Annotated in this window: 7 protein-coding genes; all 7 read left to right on the forward strand. The window is 61.7% G+C overall.

The annotated features are described in order from the left end of the window. Nucleotides 1–76 precede the first annotated feature (76 nt). Nucleotides 77–709 carry a hypothetical protein gene (locus tag MHH62_RS25395; RefSeq protein ID WP_019819550.1) on the forward strand — a complete coding sequence of 211 codons (633 nt, stop codon included), beginning with the start codon at nt 77–79 and terminating at the stop codon, nt 707–709. A gap of 147 nt (nt 710–856) precedes the next feature. After that, nucleotides 857–2,353, forward strand: a complete 1,497-nt coding sequence (locus tag MHH62_RS25400; protein ID WP_339232105.1) for a YdgA family protein — start codon at nt 857–859, stop codon at nt 2,351–2,353. Nucleotides 2,354–2,690: 337 nt separating this feature from the next. After that, nucleotides 2,691–5,171 (forward strand): poly-beta-1,6 N-acetyl-D-glucosamine export porin PgaA, encoded by a 2,481-nt coding sequence (gene pgaA, locus MHH62_RS25405; protein ID WP_339232106.1) that lies wholly within the window; start codon nt 2,691–2,693, stop codon nt 5,169–5,171. A gap of 12 nt (nt 5,172–5,183) precedes the next feature. Then, nucleotides 5,184–7,181: a poly-beta-1,6-N-acetyl-D-glucosamine N-deacetylase PgaB gene (gene pgaB / locus MHH62_RS25410; protein ID WP_339232107.1), complete on the forward strand. Its 1,998-nt coding sequence runs from the start codon at nt 5,184–5,186 to the stop codon at nt 7,179–7,181. Nucleotides 7,182–7,183: 2 nt separating this feature from the next. Further along, nucleotides 7,184–8,524 (forward strand): poly-beta-1,6-N-acetyl-D-glucosamine synthase, encoded by a 1,341-nt coding sequence (pgaC, locus tag MHH62_RS25415; protein ID WP_014716391.1) that lies wholly within the window; start codon nt 7,184–7,186, stop codon nt 8,522–8,524. A 2-nt stretch (nt 8,525–8,526) separates the two neighbouring features. After that, nucleotides 8,527–9,003, forward strand: a complete 477-nt coding sequence (gene pgaD / locus MHH62_RS25420) for a poly-beta-1,6-N-acetyl-D-glucosamine biosynthesis protein PgaD (RefSeq protein ID WP_003187480.1) — start codon at nt 8,527–8,529, stop codon at nt 9,001–9,003. A gap of 492 nt (nt 9,004–9,495) precedes the next feature. Next, entirely contained in the window at nt 9,496–11,217 is a 1,722-nt protein-coding gene (locus tag MHH62_RS25425) for a ShlB/FhaC/HecB family hemolysin secretion/activation protein (protein ID WP_339232108.1), read from the forward strand. Nucleotides 11,218–11,244 lie beyond the last annotated feature (27 nt).

The raw sequence follows: 11,244 nt of genomic DNA on the forward strand, positions 1-11,244 counted from the left end.
TTGCTATGCTTTCTTGGGTGAGGCCCGCTGGCGCCTCACCCGACAAAGCTCGCGTTTGCTCATGGGGATTCCAAGAATGAAAAACCCTTATGCTCCCGCTTTCTGGTGCGTGCTCTTCGCACTGGTTTTGTTATCGGCCGCGTATTTTTACGGCGTCATGCTCGCCCATCAACTCGACAAGGCGATGGTGTTCCTCGACAGCGCCTGCCTGGTGATCGGCACCTTGTCCATCGGCGTGGTGGCCTGGGCGTCGTATCAAAACCAGCGGGTGAAGAAAAAACTCCTCGAGCAGGGCAAGACCCGCGTGGCGATCTGGGACACCAAGGTCGCCCTGCGCCGCGTCGAAACCGTGTTCGACCGCTATTTCTGGGGCAGTTACTGGCAGCCGGGGCGCACGTTCCAGGAAGTCATGGGTGACCTCACCGGCACGCCGCTGGAAAAAAGCCTCGAAGTCCTGAAAAAACAATGCGTGCTGCTGGACCGACAGGTTGCCGACGGTAGGCATTGGCTGGATAACGCGCGGGAATTGTCCGACGTGGCCACGCAAATGGCCCGCGAGCGCTACCAGCTGGATTTTTGCGACCCCAAGGCCGACACCCCCGGCAACGCCGTGATACACCGCGAGTTCGAGGTGTTGGTGTACACCTGGACCGCGCGCTTGAAGAGTTTTGATCACCAACTGGATGAAGTCGAACAAGAGTACTCCTGAACTCCTGCTGAACTGATCCCTCTGAAAGGCTGGGCCGTTTACGCCCGCCAGTGCTAATCTTCCCCCGTTTTCGGCGGGCTTGAGCCAATCCCCTCAGGGGTTCAAGGAAGACAGCCCACTTCTCACAGGATTTGATCAGGTCACTTCATGAATAAGCCAGCCGTTGTTTTCTTGGGTTTTGTTGTCGCCGTCGGCGCCGTCAGTGCGGGCGGTGCCTGGTACACCGGTAAACAACTGGACCCGGTCCTGCAAACCGCTATCCAGAGCGCCAATAAAGAACTGCAGACCTCCATGGCCGGCGTCGATGGTAGCGTGACCCTGGAGCTGGTGTCCCTGGACCGTGGCGTGTTCAGCAGCACCGCGCACTATCGCCTCAAGGGCCAAGGCAGCGTGTTCGGCGAAGACAACCCGAACCCCGAATTGCTGTTCGTCGACCATATCGAACACGGCCCGCTGCCGTTCTCGCGCCTGGTGACCCTCAAGTGGTTGCCGGTCATGGCCACCAGTCACTACGAACTGGAAAAGAACCCCACCACCGAAAAATGGTTCGCCGCCAGCAAAGACGTGTCGCCGCTCAAAGGCGTGGCGAATATCGGCTACAGCCGTTCGGTCAGCGGCAACATCGAATTGCTGCCCCTGGAGTTCAAGGACGCCACTTCCTCGGTGAGCTTCTCCGGCGCCAACCTCAACTTCGACAGCAGCGCCGAAGGCCAGAAGGTCAAGGCTGATGGCTTCATGAACAGCCTCAAGGTTGCCGCAGTGGACGCCGAAGGCGCACCGTTCGAAGCGGAGCTGGCCGGCCTGACCGTCGCCAGCAACCTGGAAAAAACCACCTTCGGTTTCTACACCGGCCAGAACACCGTGGAGCTGACCGACACCAAGGTCACCTTCGGCCCGCAGAAAGCCGTGCTGACCCTCAAGGGTTTCGAGCAGAAAGACTCCAGCGAGACCAAGGACAACAACCTGGCTGGCCGCGTCGACTACAAGATCGACGAGATCGGCTACCAGGGCAAAGCAGTCGGTTCGGCCGCCATGGCCGTGAGCATGAAGAACGTCGACATTCCGGCGATGCTGGTGCTGACCAAGCTCTACCAGGACAAAATGCAACCGGTGCAAGCCGCTGCCGCTGCCGGCCAACCGGTACCGGAACTGCAATTGACCGAAGCCGAGCAGGCCCTGGCCGAAGCCAACGTCAACCAGGTATTGGCTGCCAAGCCGCAACTGGCGGTGGAAAACCTGTCGCTGAAAACCACCCACGGCGAAAGCAAGTTCAACCTGGTGGTCGACCTGGCCAAGCCAACGTCTATGGAGCTGCCGCCGGTTGAGCTGGGCAAGCAGATGATTGCGCTGCTCGATGCCAACCTGACCCTGTCCAAGCCGATGATCAGCGACGTGGCCGCCCTGCAAGCCCAGGTCGGCGGCGTGACTGACCCCAAAGCCATCGAGCAGCAATCGCAGATGGCGGCCGAGATGGTCAGCGGCATGGCCGTCGGCACCCAAATGGCAACCCTGGTGGGCACCGATGTGGTTTCCAAGCTGCACTACGCCAATAACGAAGTGACTTTCAACGGCCAGAAAATGACCGTTGAGCAGTTCCTCAGCTTTGTGATGTCCAAGGCCGGTGCGGTCAGCGGCGCCCAGTAAGCGCTGAAAATGCAGTAAAAAATGTGGGAGCTGGCTTGTGTGGGAGCTGGCTTGCCTGCGATAGCATCGCCCCGGTCTGGCTGAACGACCGCGGTGCCTGCATCGCGGGCAAGCCCGGCTCCCACACAAACCCGGCTCCCACATTCGTTTTGTGTGAGGGCAAAAAATCGCGCTCGCACAATTCTGAACAATTGTTCTGAATTGCACTTCCCCCTACTTCGCTAAGAGATAGTTCCTACAGGAAAGCTAGGTCGGGTCCCGAGACGCCGACACCCTGATGCGTTTCGCTCAGGATCACCTATCGTTAAGGCTTTCCGTGTGTAAGGAAGCTCACGATATGCTGCGAAACCACCCCTACAGTGCCTCCGGCCGGTTGCGTCTGCTTATCGGGGCCGCCCTGTGCAGCCAGTTGCTGGTTCCAGGCCTTGCGTTTGCCGACCCAGCCTACGACGCCCTGATCATCCAGGCCCGCAACGGCCACTTCACGCCGGCGCTGACCCAACTGCGCCAACTCTCCGCCGAACGCCAGACCCCAGGCCAGGTCAGCGACCACCTGGTGATCGCCGGCTGGGCCGGGCAAGACGCAGAAGTGCTTAAGGTGTACGAGGCGCAAGGCAAGCATCGCAACCTCACCACCCAGGCACTCGCCACGGTGGCGCGCACTTATCGCAATCAAAAGCAGTGGGCTCAGGCCGAAGCGGTCTATCGCCAGGCGTTGCTGCGTGAACCCCATAACGTCGACCTGCAACTGGGCCAGGCCCTCACCCAGGCCGATGGCGGCAAAGCCAACGAGGCGGTGCAACGCCTGCGCACGCTGGTGGCGGCCCAACCCAATGACCCCAACCGCCGCATGGCCCTGGGGTATGCGCTGACACGTGCCGGTTTGAACTACGACGCGCTATTCGAATTCGACCAAGCCTTTATCCGCGCCGGTGACAAGCCCGAAGTGGCCCGTGAATACATCGTTGCCCTGCAAAAGGCTCGGCTGCCGGAGCCAGCACTGCGCCTCTCGGCCAAGCGCCTGGGGTTGGTGGACGCCGTCACCCAGCGCCGCCTCGAAGGCGACCTTGCCGCCGAGCGTGTGCGCATGGCCGAGTTCGCCACGCGTACAGAAAAAGAACGCTACGTCATCGCAGACCGTGCCCTGCAGGACTACGACAAACTGATCAGCCGCTGGGCTCCCGACGCCACAGCCAAGGACGATGTCATCCGCTGGCGCATCGACCGCCTGGGTGCGCTCAAGGCGCGAGCACGGCATGCCGAGGTGATCCGCGATTACCAAACCCTCACCAGCGAAGGCGTGCAACTGCCCACCTACGCGTTGCGTTGGGTCGCCGGGTCTTACCTGGAACAGCGCCAGCCGGAAAAGGCCGAGCCGTTGTACCGCCAGGTACTCACCGCCCCTGACACCGACGCCAGCTATCGGGTCGATGACAGCACGGCGCTGTTCTACGCCTTGTTGGAAAGCGACAAGGTCGAAGAGGCCCGCCAGGTCGCCAACAACCTGGCCAAGGAGCAAAACCCCCGCGTTGAGCTCAAGGGCTTGCCCATTGGTAACCCCAATGACAACTGGATGGACGCCCAACAATTATCCGCCCAGGCCGGTACCTATGGCGGTGACCTGCCCGGTAGCGAGGCCAGCCTGGAAGCCCTGGTGGCCAAGGCACCGGGCAACGTGGGCCTGCGCCTGGCCCAGGCCGACATGTACCGCGCCCGCGACTGGCCGCGCCGCGCCGAAGGCACGCTCAAGGAAACCGAAACCCAGGCCCCCCGCGACATCGGCCTGGAAGTCTCCCAAGCCTATACCGCCATGGACTTGCAAGAATGGCGGCAGATGGACGCGCTCACCGACGACGTGCTCGCCCGCAACCCGGACAACCGTCAGGTGCAGCGCCTGAGCCGCCTGCGCGATGTGCACGACATGGCCGAGCTGCGTGTCGAAGCCTACACCGGCAAAAGCTACGGTGGCGGCAATAACAACGACGCCGGTGCCGTCTCCGGCAGCCGAGACTGGGGCATTGAAAGCGTGATCTACACGCCGCCCATCGACGAAGACTGGCGCCTGTTCGCTGGTGCCGGCTATGCCACCGCCGACTTCCAGGAAGGCACTGGCCAACATCGCTGGCAGCGCGTGGGCGTGGAGCGTCGCACCCGTGACATGACCATCGAAGCCGAAGTGTCCAACCATTCCTATGGCGACGGTTCCAAGCAAGGCGCCAGCGTGTCGATTGCCCGCGACATCAACGACCACTGGCAATACGGCGGCAGCCTCGGCTATTTGCTCAGCACCACGCCGTTGCGGGCCCTGAATGACGGCGTCACAGCCAACGGCGGCAGCGGTTTTATCCGCTGGCGCGCCAACGAAAGCCGCGAGTGGAAACTGACCCTCAGCCCGTCCCATTTCAGCGACGGCAACGATCGCTTCGAAGCCTTGCTCACCGGCCGCGAAGGCCTATACAGCTCGCCCCATGTGCAAGTGGACCTGGGCCTGGAAGTGGGCGCCAGCCGCAACAGCAAGGAAGACACCGTGTACTTCAACCCGAAGTCGGACTTCACGGTGTTGCCCATGATCAACGTCAATCACGTGCTCTATCACCGCTACGAAACCCAGTGGAGTCAGCAGTTCCAAATCGGCGCGGGTACCTACAGCCAGCGTGACTACTCCACCGGCGGTATCGGCCTGATTGGCTACGGCCAACGCTATCGCTGGAACGACGTACTGGAAATGGGCGCCAACCTCAGCCTGATCAGCCGACCTTATGACGGTGATCGCGAACGCGATCTGCGCCTGCTCGTCGACCTCACTTACCGTTTCTAAAAGAGCCTGACCATGACCGTCCTCAGCCGTTGCTTGTTGGTCCTGGGTGTAATGCTGGCCGCCGCCTGCGCCCAACAACCCGCGCCCTACACTCCACCCGCCGAACGGCCGATAGCGCCCAACGAAGCGCCGTGGCCGAAGAACCACTTCCTGGGCATTGCCTATCACGACGTAGAGGATCGCGACCCCGATCAAGCCGTGGTGGCGGTGCGCACCGAGCGTTTGATCGAGCAGCTGGCGTGGCTGCGGGAGAATGGCTACCAGGCGGTCAGCGTCGATCAGATCCTGGCGGCCCGGCGCGGCGGCCCGGCATTGCCACCCAAGGCGGTGATGCTCAGCTTCGATGACGGTTATTCCAGCTTCTACACCCGCGTGATGCCGATTCTGCGTGCCTACCACTGGCCTGCATTGCTGGCACCGGTGGGGTCCTGGATCGACACGCCGTTGAACCAACCGGTGGATTTTGCCGGTACGCCACGACCACGGGGAGAGTTCCTGACGTGGCAGCAGATTCGTGAAGTGTCCCAGTCTGGCCTGGTGGAAATCGCCGCTCACACCGACGCCAATCACAAGGGCATCCTGGCCAACCCCCAGGGCAACCTGGAACCGGCCGCCACCACGCGAAGTTTTGATCCCAAGACCAACGGCTACGAAAGCGAAGCGCAGTTCCAGGCGCGTATGCGGGCTGACGTCGCCGCGATTTCGAACAAAATCCGTACCGTCACCGGCAAGGCACCGCGTGTGTGGGTGTGGCCGTATGGGGCGGCCGATGGCACCTCGTTGGCGGTAGTCGGCGAGCACGGCTACGAGATGGCGCTGACCCTGGAAGACGGGCTCGACGACCTCGGTAACCTGATGAACAGCCCACGCTTTCTGGTGGCCTCCGACCCGGACGGCGAGCATTTTGCCAACAGCATGGTGGCCGTGCAGACCAAAGCGCCGATGCGCGTGCTGCACGTAGACCTGGACAACGTGTACGACCCCGACCCGGCCCAACAGGCGCGCAACCTCGACGTGCTGGTTCAGCGCGTGGTGGACATGGGCGCCGGCACCGTCTTCCTGCAAGCCTTTGCCGACCCCAAGGGCGACGGCCTGGTGCATTCGCTGTACTTCCCCAACCGCCATCTGCCGATGCGTGCTGACCTGTTCAACCGGGTTGCCTGGCAATTGCACACCCGCGCCCATGCCAGTGTGTACGCCTGGATGCCGGTGCTGAGTTTTGCCCTCGACCCCAAGCTGCCGCGTGTCACCCGCTGGGATCCGAAAACCGGCCAGGTCGGCCCCGACCCGGATCAATACAAACGCCTGTCGCCATTTGATCCCAAGGTGCGGCAGGTCATCGGTGAGATCTACCAAGACCTGGCGCGTGTAGGGCCGATTGACGGCATCCTCTACCACGATGATGCGGTGTTCAACGACTTCGAAGACGCCAGCCCCGCAGCGCTCAAGGCCTACGCGGCCCAAGGTTTGCCGGACAGCATCGCGGCCCTGCGTGCCGACCCTGCCGTGATGCAGCGCTGGACCCGTTTCAAAAGCCGTTACCTGATCGACTTCACCCATGAGCTGACCGCCAAGGTCCGCGCCATCCGTGGCCCGCAGGTGCTGACGGCGCGCAATATCTTCGCCGAGCCCATGCTCAACCCTGGCAGCGAAACCTGGTTCGCGCAGAACCTCGATGATTTCCTCCAGGCCTACGACTGGACCGCGCCGATGGCCATGCCGTTGATGGAAGGCCAGGAAGTGAAAGCCTCCAACGCCTGGCTGGAAAAACTCATCGCCACGGTCAAGACGCGCCCCGGCGCGATGCAAAAAACCATCTTCGAATTGCAAGCCAAAGACTGGCGCACCCAGGCCGCACCGGATATCAGCGCTGAGCAATTGGCAGAGTGGATGGGTGTACTCAAACGCCAGGGCGTCACCAGTTTCGGCTACTACCCGGACAACTTCCTGGAAAACTCCCCGGAATTGAAGACCATCCGTCCGGCCCTCTCCAACCAATGGAACCCTTGATCATGGTTGACAGAATCCTGGCTCTATTCGTGTTGGCACTGGTACTGGGCTTGCCCCTGGGCCTGATATTCCTGGTGACCGGGCAGTTCCTGATGGACTTCGTGTTCTTCTACCCGCTGTTCATGTCGGCGCTGTGGATCGCCGGTGGCCTGTATTTCTGGCTGCACTGGGAACGCCACTGGCCGTGGGAAGAAGACACGCCGGCGCCGACCCTGGCCGGCGAGCCGCTGATCTCGATCATCATCCCTTGCTACAACGAGGGCGATAACGTCGCCGACACCATTGATGCGGCCCTCGGCCAGGTGTACCCGAACATCGAAGTGATCGCGGTCAACGATGGCTCCAGCGACAACACCGCCGCAGTACTCGATGCCCTTGCGTTGCAACACCCGCGCCTGCGCGTGCTGCACCTGGCGCAGAACCAGGGCAAAGCCGTGGCCCTGCGCATGGGCGCCGTGGCCGCCCGCAGCGAATACCTGGTGTGCATCGACGGCGATGCCTTGCTCGACAAAAACGCGGCCGCCTACATGGTCGCGCCGATGCTCGACAACCCGCGCCTGGGCGCCGTCACCGGCAACCCGCGCATTCGTACCCGCTCGACCCTGATCGGCCGAGTGCAGGTCGGCGAGTTCTCCTCGATCATCGGTTTGATCAAGCGTACCCAGCGGGTATTCGGTCGGATCTTCACGGTCTCCGGTGTGGTGGTGGCGTTTCGCAAGAAGGCCCTGGACCGCATCGACTACTGGAGCACCGACATGATCACCGAGGACATCGATGTCAGTTGGAAGCTGCAACTCGATCACTGGGCGATCTTCTACGAGCCGCGCGCGCTGTGCTGGATCCTCATGCCCGAAACCGTCGGCGGCCTGTGGAAACAACGCCTGCGCTGGGCCCAGGGCGGCGCCGAAGTGCTGTTCAAGAACATCCGTGGCATCTGGCAATGGCGCCACCGCTACCTGTGGCCGCTGTTGTTCGAATACTGCCTGTCCACCGGCTGGGCCTTCACCTTCCTGCTGTCGGTGATCTTCTGGGCCGTGGGTAAATTCGTCACGCTGCCGGCGGCGATCACCGTGAGCTCGTTGGTGCCGCCCGCGTTCACCGGGCTGGTGCTGGCGATGGTGTGCCTGCTGCAGTTTGCGGTGAGCATCCTGATCGACCGGCGCTACGAAAAAGACCTGTGGAAAACCCTGTTCTGGACCGTGTGGTACCCGATGGTGTTCTGGCTGGTCAGCCTGCTCACCACCCTGGTCAGCTTTCCCAAGGTGTTGTTCAACCAGCATCAGAAACGCGCACGCTGGGTCAGCCCGGACCGCGGTATCAAACCTGCACAAGAGGAGGCGTGATCATGAAACTGGTCAGAACTCGCCAAAACACACTGATGTGGATCGTCGATGTGCTGCTGACCCTGCTGGCCTGGGGTGGGTTGATCTGGTTGCTGGCGCGAGGCATCAGCGCCATGCTTGAAACCCATGGCGGCCCGCGCATCGAGGCGCCTATCTTTGCTGCGCTCAACACCTTGCAGGTTTACCTGTGGATCGCGCTGTTCAATGCGGTGATCCTGATCAGTTGGGCACGTTATCAGCAGCATCGCGGGCGCAAATTCGCCCAGCGCCGCGCCGAGGCCAATGCGCTGAGCGACCAGCACCTGAGTGAAAGTTTCAACTTGGGCGATGGCGACCTCGAACAACTGCGCCGCCCCGGCGTGCTGGTGATCCACAACGACGAAGAAGGCGGCGTCGAAGAAGTGAAATCCCATGTCTCCCGCGACGTCGAACGCCCCGGCCTGACCCTGGTACCCGACAAAGACAAGGGCATTGGCTAGACCTAAGCGAACGCAATGCCCAAAGCAATGAAGACCCAATGTGGGAGCTGGCTTGCCTGCGAAAGCGATAGTGCAGTAACAGTTGCAGTGACTGACACACCGCCTTCGCGGGCAAGCCCGCTCCCACAGGTAGTATTTCCACCCATGGGTTGCAGTGGTTCACTCCTCTTGTTGGAATTCCGATAAATGGGATCCAATTCACAAAACCCCCGCGAACTTTTCCCCCTTCTCCGGTACTAACCTAACTCGACGAACACCTGATGGCTAAATAATGGCAGTCGGAAAGTCATTCGTCGAATCGCCATCAAAACAGTTGCCGCTTGTCGGAATAATCACCGTAGGTGCCCGACTTAAACTCTTTTGATGAAAAATTATTATTAATAATCAACAGGTTAGAAAACTAATCAGTCGAGCGGCCCCACTTCGCCCGTTTCTAGGCGAGCTGGAAGTTCGATGTTAGTTTCGCGGCCCTTGATTTTCGATGGATCGAACATGTCTTCGTTATTGCCATGGACCCGGTTATTGCTCTGCACCCTCGTGCTCACCTGCATGGGCCTGAACAGTGCATCCGCCGCCCCCACGCCTGGCGATCAGGACTTGATCCGCGACCGGCAGAACCGCCTGCTCGAAGAGCAGCAGCGGCGCCTCCAGGAGCTTCAGGACCTGCCCGGCAAAGCGGACAAGCCCCAAGCCCCGGCAACCCCGGCCGACACCCGTTGCTTCCCGATCAAAACCATCGAACTCAAAGGCGCCGACAGCCTGCCGGCGCCCGACCGCGAGCGCTTGCTCAAGCCCTACATCGGCCAGTGCCTGGGCGTGTCCCAGCTGAACGACCTGCTCAAAACCATCACCGACTACTACCTCGGCAAAGGCCGCGTCACCAGCCGTGCCTACCTGCCGCAGCAAGACCTCTCCACCGGCCATCTGCAAGTGCTGGTGGTGGAAGGCAAACTCGAAGCGTTGCGCAGCGCCGAAGGCAGCACGGTGACCGACCGCGAACTGGCCATGGCCTTTCCCGGCAAAGTCGGTGAAGCATTGAACCTGCGTGAAATCGAGCAACTGGTGGACCAGCTCAACCGCCTACCGTCCAAACAGGCGCAGATGGAACTCACCCCCGGCCAGCAAATCGGCGGCAGCGACGTGGTGGTCAAGAACACCGCGCAAAAGCCCTGGCGCGCCAGCCTGTCGCGCAACAACGACGGGCAGAAAAGCACCGGCGAACAGCAATGGGGCGCTGGCCTTGAGTGGGACAGCCCACTGGGCCTGGGTGACCAACTGATGCTGCGCGGCGGCCATGACGCCATCAGCGACCACCAGAAAACCTCGAAAAACACCATGCTCTACTACAACCTGCCCTGGGGCTGGTGGAACTTCAGCTACACCTACAGCGAAAGCGACTACCGCACCTACGGCGTCACCGACGGCTTCAAATACAAGCAGGACGGCGACAACCAGAACCACCAACTGCGCGCCGAGCGGGTGATCCATCGCGACGACGTCAGCAAGACCTCGGTCAACGTCGGCCTGGCGCACCTGCGCACCAACAACTACATCCTCGACGTGCGCACCGCCCCCAGCAGCAACCGCCTCAGCGAACTGCAACTGGGCGTCAACCACGGTCGGCGCATCGGCAGTGCCTTCGTCAACCTGGACCTGGGCATGCAAAGCGGCATCGGCCTGCTCGACGCCCAGGCCCAAGACGAGCGTGACCCAGCAGGCCGTCGCCAGCCGAACGCGCGCTACCGCAAATACACCGCCACCGTCAGCTACCTGCAACCCTTCAGCCTGTGGGGCGAGTCGTTCAGCTTCAGCAGTTTGGCCACCGGCCAACGCAGCGAAGACCCGCTGTTTTCGCCGCAGCGCATGAGCCTTGGCGGCTCGGCCTCGGTGCGCGGTTTCAAGGACCAGTTGCTGACCGGCGACAGCGGCGGCTACTGGCGCAACGAAGTGCGCTGGGCGCGCCCGGTGACCCTCGACTGGATGCGCCCGGCCTTCGCCGAGTACGGCGCCAGTGTCGGCTACGACCAGGGCGTGATCCGCAACGACCGCTACAACGACAACGTTCATGGCCGGGTGTCCAGCAACTCCCTGGAGCTGTTCGCCCGTGGCAAACACGTCAGCACCAGCGTGACCTTTGCCCATTCGTTAGAAAGACCCGGTGTGGTGACCGAGCGCGAAGCGCCGATCTATTTCCGCATGGATTTTTTCCTGTAATTCAACGCCCCGCTGCATGAGAGCCTG

It is taken from the genome of Pseudomonas sp. FSL L8-0168 (assembly GCF_037976155.1).
Lineage (GTDB): Bacteria > Pseudomonadota > Gammaproteobacteria > Pseudomonadales > Pseudomonadaceae > Aquipseudomonas > Aquipseudomonas paracarnis.

Excerpts from the sequence above, each read along its gene's own strand:
- MHH62_RS25395 (WP_019819550.1), top strand. The coding sequence starts at position 77 with ATGAAAAACCCTTATGCTCCCGCTTTCTGGTGCGTGCTCTTCGCACTG.
- MHH62_RS25400 (WP_339232105.1), top strand. The coding sequence starts at position 857 with ATGAATAAGCCAGCCGTTGTTTTCTTGGGTTTTGTTGTCGCCGTCGGC.
- pgaA (WP_339232106.1), top strand. The coding sequence starts at position 2,691 with ATGCTGCGAAACCACCCCTACAGTGCCTCCGGCCGGTTGCGTCTGCTT.
- pgaB (WP_339232107.1), top strand. The coding sequence starts at position 5,184 with ATGACCGTCCTCAGCCGTTGCTTGTTGGTCCTGGGTGTAATGCTGGCC.
- pgaC (WP_014716391.1), top strand. The coding sequence starts at position 7,184 with ATGGTTGACAGAATCCTGGCTCTATTCGTGTTGGCACTGGTACTGGGC.
- pgaD (WP_003187480.1), top strand. The coding sequence starts at position 8,527 with ATGAAACTGGTCAGAACTCGCCAAAACACACTGATGTGGATCGTCGAT.
- MHH62_RS25425 (WP_339232108.1), top strand. The coding sequence starts at position 9,496 with ATGTCTTCGTTATTGCCATGGACCCGGTTATTGCTCTGCACCCTCGTG.